The organism is Segatella copri (assembly GCF_019249765.2).
GTDB classification, from domain to species: Bacteria; Bacteroidota; Bacteroidia; order Bacteroidales; family Bacteroidaceae; genus Prevotella; species Prevotella copri_K.
This window is the reverse complement of the sequence record NZ_CP152484.1, coordinates 2,742,044-2,762,363: the sequence shown is the minus strand read 5'-3', so window position 1 is coordinate 2,762,363 and position 20,320 is coordinate 2,742,044. Positions and strand designations below refer to the sequence as shown.

Here is a 20,320-nt window from a genome sequence, read left to right as displayed (position 1 = left end):
AGAAAAGAAAAATGAAAATAAAGAAATTATATATCGCCATTGTAGCGTTGGCATTGTCGGCTGGCTTGTCTTCCTGCAACGATTATCTGGACAAGCAGCCAGATAGCCGTCTGGACTTGCAGAGCCCTTCCGATGTATCCAAGCTCCTGGTTAATGCTTACCCACAGGTACATCCAGCCTATTTGCTGGAAATGTATTCAGACAATACCGATTGTAACCTGAATACCGGTTGGGATGCTGCCGACCGTTTCCAGCAGCAGGCATACGAATGGGACGACATCACCGAGACCAGTTCTTATGAGACACCTTCTACTTACTGGTCAACCTACTATGATGCCATCACCACAGCCAATATCGCTTTGCAACACATCAACAGTCAGGCAGACCAGAGCTCTTATGCAGCCCAGAAGGGTGAGGCTCTCCTGTGCCGTGCCTATGCCATGTTCCAGTTGGCAAACGTATTCTGCATGGCTTATGATGAAACCACTGCAGCCAGCGACCTGGGTCTTCCTTACCCGGAAACCGTTGAAACCAATGTGCACGTGAAGTACGACCGTGGTACACTGGCAGACCTTTATGCCAAGATAGACAAGGACTTGCAGGAAGGATTGAAACTGGTAGGCTCAACTTATGACAAGCCTAAGTTCCATTTCACTTCTACCTCTGCAGCCGCTTTCGCAGCCCGTTTCTACCTCTATTATCAGAAGTATGACAAGGCTGTGGAGTATGCCAACAAAGTGTTGGGCAGCAATGCCAAGAGTATGTTGCGAGACTGGGCAGCCTGGCGTTCTCTTTCTCCTAACAAGCAGGTTCAGCCTAATGCTTACATCAGTTCATCGGTCAAGGCAAACCTCCTGTTGCAGGTAGTTGCTTCTGAATGGGGTGCCATCGGTGGTCCGTTCCAGTATGGTGACAAGTATGCACATAGTGCCATTGTTTCAAGCAAGGAGACCATCCAGTCAGAGGGTCCTTGGGGAGTTAGCGACAAGGTGTTCAACTATACCGTGTTCAACTCAGGATCTCTTTCTAAGTACATTCTCCGTAAGGTCCCTTATGATTTCGAATATGCTGATATCCAGGCAGGTATCGGTACCCCTCACGCAGTATATGCAGAGTTTACTGCCGATGAGACTTTGCTCGTAAGAGCTGAGGCTCAGGCTTTGCTCGGTCATTACGCAGAGGCTTTGAACGATCTGAACACCGAGTTGGCTGCCTTCTCTAAGGATGGTGTGCAGCTTACGCTGGATGATGTCAAGAAGTTCTATAGCGATGATGTTACCGCTTATTATACTCCTGAGAAGCCAACTCCACGTAAGGCGTTCCATACAGCCTTCGCCATCAGCAAGGATACAGAGGAGCCTATGTTGCAGTGCATCCTTCACCTCCGTCGAATCATGACCATTCATGAGGGCTTGCGCATGCAGGATGTAAAGCGCTACGGCATCACCATCTACCGCCGTGATGTGAAGAGCAACTACAAGATTACAGGCATCACCGACACCATGGAGGCACGTGACCCACGTCTTGCCATCCAGTTGCCACAGGATGTAATCACAGCGGGTGTTACACCAAACCCTCGCAATAAGTAAAAAACATAAAGTAATAGAAAGAAATGAAACATAATATATATATGTTGATGTTGGCATTGGTGATGGGCCTAGGCTTCGTGGCCTGCTCAGACAAAGACCCGGACGGACCAACCATCTTCCCTGTTACCTCTCCAGAGAGAGACCAGTTGGACATGTGGTTGCAGAAGAACTACACAAGTCCTTACAACATCGATTTCAAGTATAAGATGGAGGACATCGAGTCTGATTATCAGTATACCCTGACACCAGCCGATTCTGCCAAGTCAGCTAAGTTGGCTATCATCATCAAGTATCTCTGGCTTGATTCATACGCCGAGGTATTGGGACCTGATTTCGTGAAGCACAATGTGCCAAGAGTTATCCACCTGATTGGTAGTCCAGCCTACAACAGCAACGGAACTATTGTTCTGGGTACTGCCGAGGGCGGTCTGAAGGTTACACTCTATCAGGTGAACAGTCTGACCGATGCCATGCTGGAAAGCTATGCTTCTATGACAGAGTATTACTTCCACACCATGCACCACGAGTTCACCCACATTTTGAACCAGAAGAAGCCTTACGACACATCTTATAATAAGATTACCGAGTCGGGTTACGTAAGTGGTAACTGGTATCAGGTTCAGGATTCTGTGGCTCATGGCAAGGGTTTTGTTACTCCATACGCCATGTCAGAGGGTCTGGAGGACTTTGCCGAGATGCTGTCAACCTATATCACTTATACTCCTGAGCAGTGGCAGGCTATCCTCGACGATGCCCAGAAGGTAGGTGGCGACGAGGCTGTAGCTGCATTGAACCAGAAGCTTAACATCGTGAGAAACTATATGCTGGATTCATGGGATGTGGATATCGATGTATTGCGAGCAGCCATCCTGCGAAGAGGTAAAGAGTTGAGTTCTTTGGATTTGGAACATTTAAAATAGAATAGATTTATGAAACATATATTTGTAGCTATCGTTTGCTTGTTGGGCAGCATGAGCTTGCAGTCGTGTCTGCACGATGACAAGGAATTCTTCGACGAGTCGGCTGCCAACCGCATCGAGAGCACCATTGAGAATACCCAGAAGATTCTGGAATCTTCTGAGAACGGATGGCAGCTTCATTATTTTACAGGCAAGGGAATGACCGGTGGCGGTTACACCTTCCTCATGAAGTTTGCCAATGGCAAGGTGACTGTGGCTGGTGATGCAGCCATCGCTGACCCTACAGAGCGTGTAACATCCAGTTATACCGTTGACCGCAGCATGGGACCAGTGCTCGCCTTCAATACTTACAACAATATCTTCCATTTCCTGGGAGAACCTACTTATGGTGAGATTGAAGGTGACCAGGGCGACTGGGAGTTTGTTGTTACCAAACTTACAGAAGACAGTATCTTCGTAAGAGGAAAGAAGTGGGAGAATGAAATGGTATTCACCCGCATACCTGCCGATCTGGACTGGACTTCTTATCTGAACAGCATCGCTGATGTGCAGAAGCGCTTGGGTGTGAACTATCGCGTAGGCAATTCTACTGATGCCAGCAAGATGATTGAGATTAATTCCAGCAAACGTCGCATCCTTTCGCGTACAGCCAACGGACAGATTGTAGAGCAGCCATTCTATATTACTACCACCGGTATCCATGCCGTAAATGAGCCTGTGGTTCTGGATGGTAACGAAGTACAGGACTTCCTGGTCAGCCCGACTGGCGTGTTGTCAGCCAAAGACAATGAGGCTCTTACCTTGAAAACTTATGCTCCTAGCATCGATACCTGGGTAGGCAAATGGACCCTCTCTGCCATGCAGGGTTCCTGCGATATAACCATCTCTAAGATAGAAGATGAGGAGAACATGCTGAAGGGTACATTCACCACAGGTGGATATACTTATAATATAGGATTGGACTTCGATCCAGAGACGGGTAACCTTAACCTGCCATCTCAGATGATTGAAGATCCTAGCGGTAGATATCCTGCCCTGTGGCTGATGAATGCTGACTTGAATAAGGGTGCATTGCTCGGAAATGGTGGTATGAATATCGTATGGCACGGTGTTGCTCAGGAAGGTGATTTCGAGGATGATGGAACCGTGGCTGATAGAGGCTATACCACCGATACTTTTATTGCCTTGGCTTGTACAAGCAAAGGTGAGCCTATCACGAAGGATGATAAGTATATATTTGTCATCGAATGGTATTTCCTTTCTAATTTGACTCCAAACAAATAAAAAATGAAGATGAAGAAATCTATATATATAATAGGTATAGCTGCCATGGGGCTGATGGCATCATGCAGCAGCGATAGCGATTATCAGGCTGTGGCTGAGAGCACCATCAACGTGCTTTCTGCCCAGACTATGCTCGGACCTAACGACAGCGAAGGTGCTGTCACCGTTGACTGTACCCCAATGAAGGCTTATACCGATGAGCCTTCATGGCTCAGTACCAGCATTGAGGGTAGCACCGTGAAACTGGCTGCTATTGCCAACGATTCCCGCCAGTCGCGTAACGCCAAGTTGGTTATCAAGAAGACTGAGACCGATTCTGTGGTTATCAATGTAGCTCAGTATGGCTTGGTGCTTGAGATAAACAATGCTAATATGATTTATAGCAACAATCAGCCTGTTGAGTTTACGAAGACATACCGTTCTAACACCGATATGAAGGTTATCTATGCTCCTGAGTGGGCGAAAGCTTCGGTTGATACCAATAGCAAGGAATTGAAGGTATCGCTCAGCGAGAATACAACCGGTCATCTCCGTGCTGATTATATCAAGTATCAGGTAGCAGCCGTTACCGATTCATTCATCGTGAAGCAGTTTGATTTCGACAAGGATATTGCCGGAGAATACGTGTTTGCTTATTACGATTTTAATGAGGATACGAAGTTGGAACTCCAGACTGTTCGTGCCAAATTGAGCCGTACCGAACTTGCTATTCCTGAAATGGGACTGGTATTCCCTGTTTCTATCAACGAAGAAACAGGTAGTGTGGAGACCCGCAGCAGCCAGTATCTGGGTAAGTTTGGTAAGTACTATATCTATGATACCTTCCTCGATACGGATGCTCTTGGCTATGTGGGCTCAGAGTCTGGTCTTCTTTCTGCTACCTTGAAGTATAGCGAGGAGTATGGAACTTACGGATTCTTTGGCGGAACTGCTTATACCATCAATAACAAGACGGGCGAATTCCTTGCCATGCTCTTGCAGACATTCAAGGCGAAGAGTGCTTCAGAGGCTAATTATTACAACGACTTCTGCTGGATGGTAGCGCCATATATCATGTCAGTTCCAAAGAAAGATCCTGCTTCTGTCAAGCAGCAGGCACCGGCATTGGCTCGCCAGTTGGCGCCATCTGCCAGCAGTCTTGTTACCAAGCTTTCTGCATGGCAGTCATATCGTAAATCATCTATCATCAAATAAACTTAATAAGTTTTTATTATGAGAATTTTATCTACACTTTGCCTCTCTTTGCTCCTGGGAGCAAGCGGCACAGCAGCGATGGCCTCTAGCAAGGCATCGTTTGCCAAAAAGTTTAAGAATGTTGACATTCATCGCCTGGTATCTGTTCCTGGTTTGGTGGATTGCAGCAACAGTGCTTATCAGATGCGTCAGGCTGGCTTTGCTACAGTCAGCAATGCTCCTATGCGTAGTAGTGATACTCCTGCCAATGCGGCTTCGGGTCAGACTTACGGATGGGTAACTGCTCCAGACGCAAGCAACTGGTATTTTACCCAGGACATTACTTCCAGAGACTCTGTTTACAGCGAGTTTTATACAGCCCACTTCCACGAGTCTTCAAAGATTACCCTGTTTGATAATAACCACAAGCAGGTAGGTTCTTTCAGCGTCAAGGTTCCTGAAGGATGGAAGCATGTGGCAGACATCACTCCATACGGTCCTATCACCAAGAAACTCTTCGATAGAGACGAGAAGTCTAACGAAATCCTGGTAGAGTTCCACGATGCCTTCAATGGCGCAAACAAGTACCTCACCCGTGCTTATGATATCAATACAGGTGAAATCAAGTTCGAGATGGAGGGTACCGGTCTTGTATTCGATGCTTCAAAGGGATGGAATAGCTACCAGCGTCTCATCATGACTCACGAGTCTGATGAGAAGTATAGTATCGATGTCATCGCACCTCCTGCCAATGGACAGACAGACTGGACTGTAGAGCATACTTTCAACTTTGATATTGACAACAAGATTACCTATCTTCAGGGTTCTTGCTTCAACTGTATGAATGTGGATGGTACTCCTTACTATGTTCTGGCAGAGTATGATAAGCCATTTACAAAAACCGATGCAGGTGATGGTTCCATGGATATTAAGCAGGAGCCGGACAACTTTCTGGTATTGAGAACTTTCGATAAGAGTTTCAACAAGGTGGATAGCGTCCGTGTATCTATCAATGCACCAGAGGGCACTCCATACCGTTCTGCAGCTTTCGGTCTCTTCGGCAACAACGATTTGTCTAAGGGCTACTTCAGCAACAACGGCAAATTGAACTATGTTGTAGGGCTTTACGATTATACTCCTGCTATGGATGGAGACTTGATTTCTTATGCTGTTTACGATTCAGAGAATGGTAAGTTGAAGGATATCTGCGACAAGGTAACAAGCAACAAGAGGGGCTTGCTGAATACCATCCATGGTAAGTCAGACCAGATGTGGTTCTTGCAGACCATAGGTACAAGCGAAGGCTCAGGTCAGCAGATTCAGCTGGTTGATGTTCCTTCTTGCGAGAAGGTTAGTGTGTTGCCACAGAGCATTGATGGCAATGCCATCTCTTCTAATTTCGACCGTTACCCAACTACTGCCAATGCACAGGGCTACCAGTATGTCATTGCTTTGTCACAGGCACAGTCTAATGAGGCAGGCGAGGTTCTTGCTCCTATCGCTTGGGTGAACCCTGATTGCACCATCGATCATGTTGACAGACTTAACTTGGGTCTGAAGGCAGAAAACTTCACTCCGTTGATCAACAGCACCTCACTCAACCCATATCTCTTCAATACCGATGATGATATGGAGTATGTATATATTGCCAAGAAGCGCCGCACGGATGGCAGTAACAAGATTGACAATGTATTGGAAGTTTCCACACTCGATGGTACCGTTATCAAGTCATGGCGTGGTGATGATAACTATGTCTTCTCACAGGCAAGTTTCCCTGTTATGGACGAATTGGGCAAGCGCCAGATGTTTGTCGTGTTCGAGGATAGAGCGAACAACAAGTATGACATGAACTTCTACGACCTTCCTTTCACCAAGTTTGAACAGGGTGGTACAGGTACCGTAGAGGATCCATACCTGATTTCTACTACTGGTGACTTCCAGCAGCTGGCTCTGGAGCCAACCAAGAACTACAAGATGGTAGCTGATATTGATATGTCTAAGGCTGCACAGTGGTGGGCTCCTGTCAAGAACTTCACTGGTTCTCTGGATGGTGATGGTCATACTATCTACAACCTCGGTGTGAAGACTACAGAGGATCATGCAGGTTTGTTTGGTACCCTCGACCTCAATGGTATTGCCAAGAACTTGATTTTCGTGAATCCTACTGTAGAGGTGACCAATACCAACCAGTATGCAGGTGTGTTGGCAGGTGAGACCAATTACACTTATGATGGTGAGGGCAAGGCTACCAATGTAGATAGCATTTTTGTTTATGGTGCCAAAATTTCAGGTGATGATCAGGACTTTGTAGCTGCGGGCGGTCTCGTTGGTAGCGCTAATCTTGGGACCAATATTAATAACTGTTCTTTCCAAGGTGAGATTACTTTGCCTAACTCTGAGAATGTAGGTGGTATCGTTGGTCAGACACGTTCTGCCTCTAGTGTGAACGCATGTTATGCAAATGTCAATGCCATAGCCAAGACTGTTTTGGGTGGTATTGTCGGTATTGCAGGTACTCCTCATGATTACTGTAAGTTCACCAACTGCGAGGTTCGCGGTCAGTTGACAGCTGAGAATGCAGTAGGTGGTTTAGTTGGTTATAATTACTTCAACGAAATCTCTAATGTTGTCAGCCATGCTGATATCGTAGCTACCAAGAAGTCTGCCTGGGACGGTTATGCTGCCGGTGGTATCATTGGTGTAATGGAGAGGAACAGGATGTATGGTGCCTCCGGTTTTGCAAAGAACTGTGTATTCGATGGTTCTGTCAAAGCATTACAGGATGGCGAAGAGGTGAACGCTCCTGCTACTGTTCATCAGATTGCCGGTAAGACTGTTGCTGATGAGGAATATGCTGAGGGCGAGACTCCTGAGGTTGAGAAGCGTTTGTCAAACAACTATTCTACCAACGATGCAGGTAGCACAGACGCTACCAGCGTTGAGGGTGCCTACAAGGCTGCCAAGGAGATGGGCAAGGACTTCTTCACAGGTTTGCAGTATGCTTACGGAAATAAGCTCGCTGAGCCTTGGAAAGAAGACGGAAGCAAGATTCCTACTCTTTACTTCAACAATATTGCAAAGGCATTTGCTGTCAGCTCTGATGACGTAACTGTAGGTACTACCGATGAGGGTACTGCTGTTGTCAAGGTTTCTGTATACGGCATGGAGAACGCTGACTTGGAGTCAGACTTGGATGTTTCTACTAAGAGTAATAATGCCATTGTTACTTTTGGTGAGGCTCATGGCAACACCATCGACCTGGTTATCAAGGGTAAGAAGCAGGGTATCGATGTAGTTACCGTTAAGTTCGGTGAGTTCTCTGCTACTATCAATGTAACTATTTTCAAGAACTTTGTAAGTGGTATCGAGAACGTAGAGGATGCAGAGGCTTTGGTTATCAAGGCTGCTGATGGTCAGATTTCTGCCGAGGGTGCTAATGCTATCTGGGTTTACAGTGTAAATGGCAAACTCGTAGGCAAGACTTCAGGTGCTGCATTCAGTACTTCTGGTTTGACTTCTGGTCTCTATATCGTAAAGGCAACTGATAAGGCTGGTCATAAGGCTACAGCTAAGTTCGTTATCAAGTAAGTATGAAAAGAATCATTATATTCAGCTTATTGGTGGTCTGCTTCGTGCAGACCACCTTTGCTATTCCTGCTTATCCTAAGCCTTTGAAGGTGAAGCAGGCTGATGGCTCCTGGCTCACCATCCAGATGCGCGGTGATGAGCACGGCCATTATGCGCTGACTTCCGATGGCATTCCGCTCGTGTTTAATGCCCGACAGCGGAATTACGAGTATGCCGACTGGAAGGATGGCAAGGTGCAGGCTAGCGGCATCAAGGCTGTTGAGGCTTCTGAGCGCACAGCAAAGGTCAAGGCGTTCGTTGAGAGTCAGGACAAGTCTGCCATCCTTGAATCTTTCAAGCGTGCCCGTCTGCAGCAGTTGCAGCAAACCCTTTCGTCTCGCAGGAATGCTTCTTTGAAAGTCGGCAGCAATCCTCAGAAAGAGAAATTGAACAATTTCCCAACCATTGGTGAGGTTCACTCATTGGTCATCTTGGTGCAGTTTGCTGATACCAAATTCTCTACCGTAGGTAGCGATGCACATCAGTTCTTCAACAACATGCTCAATGAACCTGGATTTACTTACAGCAATGGTGCCAATGGAAGTGCGAGAGATTTCTATCTGAACAGTTCCAATGGCAGATTCCAACCTCAGTTTGATGTCATCGGTCCTGTAACATTGCCTGAGAAATATTCTTATTATGGAGCCAACAAAGGCTCTTCCGTAGATAATCCTGTCCGTCTGGAGGAATTCGTGAGAGAGGCTTGTACACTTGCAGCCTCATCGGTTGATTTCTCCCAATATGCCCATAACCAGGATGGCTACATTGACAACATCTATTTTTTCTATGCCGGAAAGGGTGAGGCTGATTCTGGCGATGGCAATGCCCTCTGGCCACATTCTGCCTATTATTCGGATATCGCTACGCAGGCAGGAGCTGCCCAGACTTCGCTGAAACTGAATGGAGTAGAGGTAGGCAACTATACCTGCAGCAACGAAATCAATGGTACCCTCATCACACCTCAGCCTGCCGGCATCGGTACCTTTGTGCATGAATTCGGTCATGTGCTGGGTCTTGCCGACCATTATGATGTTAATTATGGCATAACAACCTTCGCCCCTGGTTCTTTCGATACCATGGCACAGGCTTCTTATAACAACAATGGCAATACGCCTGCGGCATTCTCTGCCTATGAGCGTGCCTGTCTGGGATGGCTCGACCTGACCGTGTTGAAGAATGGGGTAGATACCCTCAATGTTCTGCCCGACCTGAACGACAGCAACAAGGCATACATGGTGCCTGTGGGAGGAACCAATGATCAGGAATACTTCATCATGGAGAACCGCCAGCAGAAGGGCTGGGATGCGTTCATTCCGGGTCATGGCATGTTGCTCTGGCATATCGATTATGATGCCAAGGCTTGGGAGAAAAATGAGTTGAACATCACTGGCACTCATCAGCGTTTGGATATCGTTGAGGCTGACAACAAGCTTACCGACAATACCCGTGCGGGAGATCCGTTCCCTGGAACATCGAATGTGACTCAGTGTAATCTGACTTCCTGGGCTGGTGGCAAGGTGATGTCACTGGATGATATCGAGGAGAAGGATGGCGTTATCAATCTCATGCTCGGCGGACTGAACCTGAAACTGAATACTCCTGACGTGAAGGTTACTGAGGTCCAGGATAGCAGTATTGTGATAGGATGGACAGATGTGCCGGTTGCCAAGCAATATGTTCTGAACATCAGTTCAGTGGTGAATGGAAAGAAAGAATCTCTGCCGCTCTATAATAATAAGGTATATACAGCAGCACAGCCTTCTCTTCATGTTGAGCGCTTGAGTCCTGAAACAACCTATGAGATTACCTTGCAGGCTAACCGTGGCTCTTATTCTTCTGATGTCTACACCCAGCAGTTTACTACTGCCGCTATTCCTTTCAGCAAGTATTATGTGACTGATGTAAAGGTTACCGCAGTCGGTAAAACAGGCTTCACGGCTTCATGGAAAAGTATGGAAGCAGCAGATGATTACGTGGTCACCCTGCATAAGTTGGTTTATGCAACAGAGGCAACTCAGAAGGGCTATGATTTCAGCAAAGAACTCGAGGGTATGCCTTCGCTTTGGAAAACCAATGGTAACCTGAGCATGAACAATTATGGCGAGGAATCACCTTGCCTCCGTCTGAACAAGATAGATACCTATCTGAAGATGGCATCTGCCGGCAACCGTATATCTTCTGTCAAGTTCTTCGCCAAGTCATCTTCTTCAACCAAGGCAACCTTGGCAGTAGAGGCTTATCAGAATGGAGAATGGAAGCAGATTGCTACTTTGCAGGGCGGTGCTGATATGGCTTCGGGAGATACCTATAGCTATGATTTGCCGGAGTTGGCTGATTCAGTAAGACTGAATGTCATCCAGCGTACTTCCGGTGCTTTCTATATCGATGATGTGCTTTTGGGATGCAATGCATTGATTCACGAACCGGTGGCAGCCTACCAGAAGGTTTCTACCAATGGCAAGACTGAGTTCGCATTCTCAGGTCTGGAAACAGATGCTACCTATGCGCTGGTAGTAAACGCCAGCAAGAAGGGTGAACTTTCTTACAGTTCCAAGGAACTCATCGTGACACCGGCAAGTTCTACGGGTATCAGTTCCGTCACAGCCACCCCGTCACGTAATGGACAGAAGAGATTCTACGATCTCAATGGCCGCAGGGTTTCTGCCAAGGAGATGCGTCATGGCATTTATATCGTGAAGCAGGGAAACAGCGTATATAAAATCGTGAGATAATAAATATTAGTATTAACTTTTAATGTAAGTGATTATGAAGAAACAATTACTTTTTGCGGCTATGCTCATGTTGAGCGCAGCACCAGCGGTTTCAGTATCAGCTGCCCAGCCTTTTGCGGCTGCAGCAGAAGAGGGTCAGACTCTTGCAACTCAGGAGCAGTATGATGCACTTGTGAAGTCTATCGCAGAAGTGCAGCAGAACATCGACGCTATGCTGAAGGAAATCAACGACAAGTATCCTGATGCAGAGGATACCAAATACTCGTTGAATTTCAACAAGGAAAGTCTTGATAAGATAGCAGATGAGGCTAAGGCAAAGTTTGAAGCAAAGACGCTTACTGCAGCTGAGGTTGATAGCTATCTGGCTTCTGTAAAAGAGATAGCAGAAGGTATCAAGGATGCAGTGAAGAATGCAGAGCAGGAGGTTTATTCTTTCCAGGTGAATAGCAGTTATAATGCTGCTTATATGCACAAGGCTGAGTGCTTGGGACAGATTCCTGCGAACGTACAGAATCATTATGCACCAGCTTTCGATGAGCTGGATGCTGACATGATGCAGGTTTATATGCCGATTATGATGGGTAGTCCTATAGAGACAGCAGAGCAGGCAAAGAAGATGTGTGACCAGTTGGATGCTATCAGCAAAAAGGCCGATGCCCTCTTGGCTGCATCAAAGAAAGCCAGCACTTTGCTGGATGACATCACAGCAACACTCGCTTCATTGGATGCAGAAATAGCAAAGATAAAGAAGGATTTCCCTGAGTATGACCTTTCTGCGGTAAATGAATCAGCAGAGTATTGGAAGAACCTTGCTGCTGAGTTTGCTCAGGCACCAGCTGATCCTACGGCTCCTTATACAGAAAGCAAGATTGATGGTTTTGTAGAGAACTTTGGTTATTTCAAGGCGAATATCTCTGACTTGTATGCTCAGGCACAGAAGGATGAGTGGATGGCGCAGTTCAACGCAAAGTATTATCCAGCTGCTCAGAAGATGGATGAATACCTCTCTACCCTTGACTCAGAGTGTCCAACAGTAAAGGATAAGTACTTTACCAAGTTGGATGACCTTAATGTAGAGATGAGCCAGATGTACATGAAGCTTTTTCAGGAAGACTTGACTCAGGAGCAGTTCAACGCGATGTTGGCTAGAATTGACGCTATCCTGGCTGAGGCTCAGAAGATTGTAGATGAGGCTAAAGAGGCTGAGAAGGTTGCAACCGGCATCAGCGGCATCACTGTCAGCGAGGCTGTTAAGGCTGACAAGGTTTACTCTATCGACGGCAAGCGCATAAGCAAGTCTGCCAAGGGTCTTGTTATCATCAATGGCAAGAAGGTGATTTTAAAGTAAGTTATATATCTTCTCTCGAGCCCACGAAGTAGGGCTTTAAATAGACTTCATTTCGGCTCCCTCGGTCTTTGTGCTGAGGGAGCTTTTTTTTGCTTATCCTGAGCAGAAAAGCGCAAACTAAGTTAAATATTCATAAAAGTTTGGGGTTAAAACTCGTAACCTACACATAATCAAATAAAAATGTGTAATTTTGCAGTCCGATTATTTCGGGGATACACTTAGAGTCCCCAAGATATGGTGTGTTAATAGCATGCCCTGTGGCCGGGGTATGTGGTTAGTGAATCACCTGTCTGAATAGTGAGTAAAAAAGATTAAAACGTTTTTTAGTAGTAAATTTAAATTTTAAAATGGACACATTAAGTTACAAGACTATTTCCGTAAACAAGGAAACAGCTAAGAAAGAGTGGGTCGTAATCGACGCTACCGACCAGGTTGTAGGTCGCCTCTGCTCTAAGGTTGCTAAATTGCTCCGCGGAAAGTACAAGCCAACTTTCACTCCACACGTAGATTGTGGTGACAACGTAATCATTATCAATGCCGCTAAGGTAGTTTTCACTGGTAAGAAGGAAACTGATAAGGTTTACACTCGTTACACTGGTTATCCAGGTGGTCAGCGCTTCAACACTCCAGCAGAGTTGCGCAAGCGTCCTGATGGAATGGACAAGATCCTCCGTCACGCTATCAAGGGTATGTTGCCAAAGGGCCCTCTCGGTCGTTCTTTGATGGACAACCTCTTCATTTACGATGGCACAGAGCACAAGCACGAGGCACAGCAGCCAAAGGCTATTGATATTAACCAGTATAAATAATTAAGGTAGAATGGAAGTAATTAATGCAATTGGTCGCCGTAAGAGCGCTGTAGCTCGTGTATACCTCACAGAGGGTACCGGTAAGATCACAATCAACAAGAAAGATATTGAGACATATTTCCCATCAGCAATCCTTCGCTATGTAGTAAAGCAGCCATTGCAGTTGCTCGAAGCTGAGGGTAAGTATGATATTAAGGCAAACCTCGACGGTGGTGGTTTCACCGGTCAGAGCCAGGCTCTCCGCCTCGCTATCGCTCGCGCGCTCGTTAAGATCGACGCTAACGATAAGAAGGCTTTGAAGGATGCAGGCTTCATGACACGTGACTCACGTGCTGTTGAGCGTAAGAAGCCAGGTCAGCCAAAGGCTCGTCGTCGCTTCCAGTTCAGCAAGCGTTAATCTTATACATATTTTATTATATATATACAGATTATATATAGCTGAGCTAAAAAGTTTAGTATCTAAATCGGTGAGATTCCATTAATCGGGGACTACTCATCGACTGATCTAACATTAGATTCAAAAAGAAAGTAAACACAATTAAAAAAGAAAAAACAATGTCAAGAACAAATTTTGACCAGTTACTTCAGGCAGGTTGCCACTTCGGACACCTCCGTCGCAAGTGGAATCCAGCAATGGCTCCTTACATCTTCATGGAGCGTAACGGTATTCATATTATCGACCTCAACAAGACTGTCGCTAAGATCGACGAGGCTGCTGAGGCTCTCAAGACAATTGCCAAGACAGGTAGAAAGATTCTGTTTGTCGCTACTAAAAAACAAGCTAAGGACGTAGTTGCTGAGAAGGCAGCTTCTATCAATATGCCATACGTAAACGAGCGTTGGGCTGGTGGTATGCTCACCAACTTCCCTACAATCCGTAAGGCAGTTAAGAAAATGACAAACATCGATCGTCTGTTGAACGATGGTACATTCTCTAACCTCTCTAAGCGTGAGTTGCTTCAGGTAAGCCGCCAGCGTGCTAAGTTGGAGAAGAACCTCGGTTCTATCGCAGATATGGCTCGTCTCCCAGTAGCCCTCTTCGTTGTTGACGTAATGAAGGAGCATATCGCTGTTAAGGAGGCTAACCGTCTTGGTATTCCAGTGTTCGGTATCGTAGATACCAACTCTGATCCTAAGAATGTTGATTACGTTATCCCAGCTAACGACGATGCTAAGGATTCTGTAGATGCTATCCTTACTGCAGTTTGCGGTGCTATCGCTGAGGCTCTCGAGGAGCGCAAGGCTGAGAAGGCTGACGACAAGGCTGCTGCTGAGCAGAAGGACCAGCCTAAGAAGAAGGCTGCCCGCAAGGACGAGGCTGAGTAATTAGGCAAAGAAATATATACTGAAGCCATTGATTCTGTTTATGATTCGATGGCTTTAGTAGCTTTTAAGCAAAGATTATTATTAACTTTTTAATATAAAAATATTATTATGGCTGTTTCAATTGAAGATATCAAGAAACTTCGCGCTATGACTGGTGCTGGTCTTGCTGACGTTAAGAAGGCACTCACAGAGGCTGAAGGTGATTTCGATAAGGCAAAGGAGTTGCTCCGTGAGCGTGGTCTCGCTATCGCTGCTAAGCGTTCTGACCGTGAGACTTCTAACGGTTGCGTTCTCGTTAAGAAGGTTAACGATTTCGCTGCTATCATCGCTCTCAAGTGCGAGACTGACTTCGTAGCTAACGGTGCTGACTTCATCAAGTTGACATCTGACATCCTCGACGCTGCTATCGCTGCCAAGGCTCACACTCTCGACGAGGTGAAGACTTTGAAGGTTGGCGATGCTGATGCTCAGGCTGCTGTTACACAGCGCTCTGGTATCACTGGCGAGAAGATGGAGCTCGACGGCTACTGTGTTCTCGAGGGTGACAACATCGAGGTTTACGACCACATGAACAAGCACACTTTGTGTACTATGGTTCAGCTCAACGAGAACAACGAGGAGGCTGGTCACAAGGTAGCTATGCAGGTTGCTGCTATGCGCCCTGTAGCTCTCGACGAGTCTTCAGTTTCTGAGGAGACTAAGAAGACTGAGCTCGAAGTTGCTGTTGCCAAGACTAAGGAAGAGCTCGTAGAGAAGGCTGTTAACGCAGCATTGAAGAAGGCTGGCATCAACCCAGCTCACGTTGACTCTGAGGAGCACATCGAGAGCAACACCAAGAAGGGTTGGTTGACACCTGAGCAGGCTGAAGAGGCTCGCAACATCAAGAAGACTGTTGGTGAGGAGAAGGCTGCTACTTTGAACCCTACTATGATCCAGAACATTGCTAATGGTCGTCTGGCTAAGTTCTTCAAGGAGAACTGCCTCGTTGACCAGGAGTTCCAGTTCGGTGACGGTGACAAGCAGACTGTTGCTCAGTACCTCGCTTCTCAGAGCAAGGATCTCAAGATCGTTGCTTACCAGCGCTTTACTCTTGCTGCTGAGTAATCATTACTCAAAAGCAAGCGTTAATTTGACTTATAGTTAAATTAGAATACCGGGAGTTATGAAGTTAAGCCTCGCTTTGCTTCTAACTCCCATTTCTTTTTTATATAAAAATTTGATGTTATGAAGATATTTGCCATCGGTATGAACTATACCGAACACAATAAATCGCTGCATGGCACGTTATCTAAACCAGAGCGTCCTGTCATTTTCACCAAGGCAGATTCTGCTTTGCTCAATAACGGCAAGCCTTTCTTCATCCCTGATCATCTGGGAAGAATAGAGTATGAAACCGAAGTGGTGGTCAGAATTTCCAAGTTGGGAAAGACCATTCCGCAGCGTTTTGCCCACCGCTATTACGATGCAGTAACCGTAGGTATCGACTTTACGGCACGCGAGATGCAGAAGAAGCTGCGTGAGGCTGGTCAGCCCTGGGAACTCGCCAAGGGATTCGACGGTTCTGCCGTTATCGGCGAATGGGTCGACATCCAGAAGTTCCGTGATATCCAGGCACTGCACTTCCGCCTCGACCTCAATGACAAGACCGTACAGGAAGGCTGCACGAGCGATATGCTCTACAAGGTAGATGAAATCATCTCCTATATCAGCCAGTACTTCACGCTCAAGACGGGCGACCTGCTCTATACCGGATGTCCTACAGGCTGCGGTCCTGTCAACATCGACGACCATCTCGTAGGCTATCTCGAAGACAGGAAAGTGCTCGATTTTCACTGTAAATAAACAATATTGCAAGTAATATATCGATATGAACACAACGAAGGTTTGGAAATACATGCTGCTGGCATGCCTGCTCATGCTGGTGGCTCCTGCTCAGGCACAGCGATTCTTCAATCTGACCTCTTCAGAAGTCAGAGTAGATTCCGTGTTGCCCCGTTTCGTGTATTCCATTCCTCTGACCGGTGCATATCGTGACTCTGTATATACCGTCAGCCTGAAATATGGCGAGTATATCGACATGACTGCCTCCGACATCGCCAATTATAACCGCCTGTCGGGTGCAGTCCCTCCTGAGCAGGTATTTCCCCAGCAGCGGGTTACCGAATGCCGTAAGCAGGGCGTACTCCAGATAGATTTCAGTCCTGTCGTGTTCCGCAATAACCGCCATCAGCTGCTGGTCAGCTTCATGCTCCAGATAGATGCCCGTCCTCTGAAGCGTTCCGAGCGTTCCAGTCGAGGTTCTCTGTTGGCTAAGGGCAAAGTATCAGCCTTCACTTCTTCTGATGCTTTGCGCTCAGCCTCTTCCCTCTATGCCTCCCATTCCGTTCTAGCCTCAGGCAGATGGGCGAAGATCAGAGTCAGCGAAACCGGTTTCCATCAGCTTACCGAACAGGTAGTGCGCCAGGCAGGCTTCTCCGATATCAGCAAGGTGAAGATTTACGGCTATGGCGGCAATCTGCAGAACGAAGCCCTTCTGGCGAGCGAACTGCAGGCTACCGACGATTTGCAGGAAGTTCCCCAGTGCATCGTTGGCGGCAAGCATTATTTCTATGCCCGGGGACCGGTATCCTGGAAGTCAGAAACCGCCCTCCAGCGCGTCCGTAATCCTTATTCCGATTACGGCTACTATTTTATTACCCAGACCGATGGAGAGCCTTTGGTGCAGGATTCAGCCACCTTTGTCTCTTCCCATTATCCGCAGCCTTACGATTACCATTCCCTCTATGAGTCAGATGGTTACAGCTACTATCATGGCGGCAGAAACCTCTTCGATGCAGAAGAACTGAAGGTGGGCGATGAGAAGAAAGTGGTGATTACGAATACCACCGGTTCTGCGGCAGGCAAACTCTCCGTAGCCCTGACTACCGCCACAAACAGCGTGGCTCAGATACTGAAGAACGGCAAGGTTTTGGGCGAAATCACCCTTTCTCTCAAGGATGACAATCCGACGGAGGATATATCTTACCTCAAGGCTACAGAGAAGGTTGTCACCTATCCCGATTCCGATTTCCAGGATAAGGATACCATCTCCATCAAGGTCATGTCGGGCGCTTCCATCCGCCTCGATTATATCTCCGTAACGTGGGCAGAGCCTGGAAGCTGTGCCTTTACCGCTGCCAACCTTGCCTCCGGTGGAAAGATTCCGGCTGCCCAGTATGTCTACGGAATCACCAACCAGGATCATCATGCCGATGGAGCAGCCGATATGGTCATCATCATCCCGACCTCACAGAAACTGCTGAAACAGGCTCAGCGGCTGAAAAAATTTCATGAACAGCACGACGGACTGCGCGTTACCATCGTGCCTGCCGATGAACTCTATAACGAATTTTCTAGCGGTACCCCCGATGCCAACGCCTACCGCCGCTACCTGCGCATGCTTTCTGATAAGGCGCAGAGCGAGGCTGACATGCCGAAATATCTCCTGCTCTTCGGCGACTGCGTATGGGATAACCGCATGCTTACCTCCGGTTGCAGAACCCTGAATCCTGACGATTACCTGCTGTGCTTTGAGAGTGAAAACTCCTTCAGCGCCGTATCCTGCTTCGTCAGCGACAGCTGGTTCGGTATGCTCGGCGAGGGAGCCGGACTGTATCCTAACCGCGAGCTGCAGGATGTAGCCGTAGGCCGTTTCCCGGTAACTTATGCAGAAGAAGCCCAGGTGCTGGTAGACAAGACCATCAGTTATGCTCAGAATGCCAATGTAGGCGCCTGGCAGAACACCCTGATGTTTATGGGCGATGACGGAAACGAAAACATCCACATGAAGGATGCCGATGAGGTGGCAAATGATGTGCTCACCACCTATCCCGCCTATCTCGTCAAGAAGGTGATGTGGGATGCTTATACCCGCGAAACCTCCTCTTCGGGCAATACCTATCCTGAGGCTGCTAAAATCATCAAACAGCAGCAGGCGGCGGGAGCCCTCATCATGGATTATGCCGGACATGGCGATCCTACCCAGATGTCGAGCGAATCGGTTCTGAAACTCACCGATTTTACCAATTTCCGCAATACCAACCTGTCGCTCTGGGTAACCGCCTCCTGCGATATCATGCCGTTCGACGGTCTCGAAGCCAATATCGGCGAATCAGCGCTGCTCAATGATAAAGGTGGCGCAGTAGCCTTCTATGGCACCACCCGTACCGTTTACGCCCAGTATAACAGACATATCAACCGCGCCTTCATCTACAGAGTGCTCAGTCTGGTTAACGGCAAGCCAATCACGATAGGCGAGGCACACCGGTTGGCGCAGAACGACCTGGTAACCGGAACCGGACCAACCTCCGGCACCGATGTCACCGTGAACCATCTCAACTATTCCCTCTTGGGCGACCCGGCACTTTCGCTCAATCTGCCTATGCATCAGATAGTTGTAGATTCCATCAACGGCATACCTGTTGCCGGCGCCGCAACCCTGCCGATGCTGAAGGCAGGCTCTATCGCCCGCATGGCAGGTCATATTGAGGGAGCAGACGACTTCCGGGGCGTCATCACCGCTACCGTAAGAGATTCCAAGGAGACGGTTACCTGTCGCCTGAACGATACCGGCAAAGACGGTGCTGAGAAGGCTTTCGAATACAAAGACAGAACCAAGACCCTGTATCAGGGCACCGATAGCGTAAGAGGCGGCAAGTTTGCCTTCTCCTTTGCCGTTCCGCTGGATATCAATTATTCCAACCAGAGCGGTCTGGTCAACCTCTATGCGGTGAATACCTCCAAGACTCTCTCCGCCCACGGCTCCAGCGAGCAGTTTACGGTAGGCGAGAGCGAGGAGCAGAAGAACGATTCCATCGGTCCTTCCATCTACTGCTATCTCAATTCGCCTTCCTTCGTAGATGGCGGCAATGTCAACACCACCCCGTTCTTTGTGGCAAAGATAACCGATAAGGACGGAATCAATGCTGCAGGAAGCGGTATCGGTCACGACCTGCAGCTGGTGATAGATGGCGATATGTCGAAGACCTATGTGCTGAACAGCAATTTCACCTACGATTTCGGAACCTATACCAGCGGTTCTACCTATTACAGCATACCGCAACTGGAACCGGGCAAGCACGAACTCACCTTCCGAGCCTGGGATATCCAGAACAACAGTTCTACGGTGAAGCTCCGTTTCAATGTGGTGAAGGCACTGAGTCCGGCGCTCTTCGATGTGGGCGTAACCGCCAATCCGGCTAAGACTTCCACCACCTTCATCATCAGTCACGACCGCACAGAGAGCGATATGGACGTGGTGGTAGAAGTGTTCGATTCATCGGGCAGACAGCATTGGCGCCATTCCGAAAGCGGTGTACCTACCTCGGGCAGCTATACCGTAAGCTGGGACCTCACCTCCGATAGCGGCACCCCTCTGGGCACCGGCGTATATCTCTATCGCGTCAAGGTGGCGAGCGATGGCAGCAGCTACACCTCTAAAGTCAAGAAACTCATCATTATCAAATAAAAAATA

The 20,320-nt window shown here is 47.6% G+C and carries 13 protein-coding genes; all 13 read left to right on the top strand.

Going from position 1 to position 20,320, the window contains the following annotated elements; all coding sequences use genetic code 11:
- Nucleotides 1-11: 11 nt before the first annotated feature.
- Nucleotides 12-1,589, top strand: a complete 1,578-nt coding sequence (locus KUA46_RS11840; RefSeq protein WP_218486714.1) for a RagB/SusD family nutrient uptake outer membrane protein — start codon at nucleotides 12-14, stop codon at nucleotides 1,587-1,589.
- Nucleotides 1,590-1,612: 23 nt separating this feature from the next.
- On the top strand, nucleotides 1,613-2,509 hold the full coding sequence (locus KUA46_RS11835; protein ID WP_218486715.1) for a zinc-binding metallopeptidase: 897 nt from the start codon (nucleotides 1,613-1,615) through the stop codon (nucleotides 2,507-2,509).
- A gap of 9 nt (nucleotides 2,510-2,518) precedes the next feature.
- Nucleotides 2,519-3,793, top strand: a complete 1,275-nt coding sequence (locus tag KUA46_RS11830) for a DUF4302 domain-containing protein (RefSeq protein WP_217313633.1) — start codon at nucleotides 2,519-2,521, stop codon at nucleotides 3,791-3,793.
- A 3-nt stretch (nucleotides 3,794-3,796) separates the two neighbouring features.
- Nucleotides 3,797-4,987 (top strand): BACON domain-containing protein, encoded by a 1,191-nt coding sequence (locus KUA46_RS11825; RefSeq protein ID WP_153091545.1) that lies wholly within the window; start codon nucleotides 3,797-3,799, stop codon nucleotides 4,985-4,987.
- 18 nt (nucleotides 4,988-5,005) lie between these two features.
- On the top strand, nucleotides 5,006-8,554 hold the full coding sequence (locus KUA46_RS11820) for a T9SS type A sorting domain-containing protein (protein ID WP_153091549.1): 3,549 nt from the start codon (nucleotides 5,006-5,008) through the stop codon (nucleotides 8,552-8,554).
- A gap of 2 nt (nucleotides 8,555-8,556) precedes the next feature.
- Nucleotides 8,557-11,325: a M6 family metalloprotease domain-containing protein gene (locus tag KUA46_RS11815; RefSeq protein WP_218486716.1), complete on the top strand. Its 2,769-nt coding sequence runs from the start codon at nucleotides 8,557-8,559 to the stop codon at nucleotides 11,323-11,325.
- Nucleotides 11,326-11,359: 34 nt separating this feature from the next.
- On the top strand, nucleotides 11,360-12,673 hold the full coding sequence (locus KUA46_RS11810; protein ID WP_218486717.1) for a hypothetical protein: 1,314 nt from the start codon (nucleotides 11,360-11,362) through the stop codon (nucleotides 12,671-12,673).
- A 347-nt stretch (nucleotides 12,674-13,020) separates the two neighbouring features.
- Entirely contained in the window at nucleotides 13,021-13,482 is a 462-nt protein-coding gene (gene rplM, locus KUA46_RS11805) for a 50S ribosomal protein L13 (RefSeq protein ID WP_006848007.1), read from the top strand.
- A gap of 10 nt (nucleotides 13,483-13,492) precedes the next feature.
- Complete coding sequence (gene rpsI / locus KUA46_RS11800) at nucleotides 13,493-13,879, top strand: 30S ribosomal protein S9 (protein WP_006848006.1); 387 nt, start codon at nucleotides 13,493-13,495, stop codon at nucleotides 13,877-13,879.
- A gap of 158 nt (nucleotides 13,880-14,037) precedes the next feature.
- Entirely contained in the window at nucleotides 14,038-14,808 is a 771-nt protein-coding gene (gene rpsB, locus KUA46_RS11795) for a 30S ribosomal protein S2 (RefSeq protein ID WP_022120437.1), read from the top strand.
- A 108-nt stretch (nucleotides 14,809-14,916) separates the two neighbouring features.
- A complete protein-coding gene (tsf, locus tag KUA46_RS11790; RefSeq protein ID WP_006848004.1) occupies nucleotides 14,917-15,912 on the top strand; it encodes a translation elongation factor Ts in 996 nt (331 codons plus the stop codon).
- Nucleotides 15,913-16,032: 120 nt separating this feature from the next.
- Nucleotides 16,033-16,650: a fumarylacetoacetate hydrolase family protein gene (locus tag KUA46_RS11785; RefSeq protein ID WP_022120436.1), complete on the top strand. Its 618-nt coding sequence runs from the start codon at nucleotides 16,033-16,035 to the stop codon at nucleotides 16,648-16,650.
- Between the two features lie 25 nt (nucleotides 16,651-16,675).
- Nucleotides 16,676-20,314, top strand: a complete 3,639-nt coding sequence (porU, locus tag KUA46_RS11780; RefSeq protein WP_218486718.1) for a type IX secretion system sortase PorU — start codon at nucleotides 16,676-16,678, stop codon at nucleotides 20,312-20,314.
- Nucleotides 20,315-20,320 lie beyond the last annotated feature (6 nt).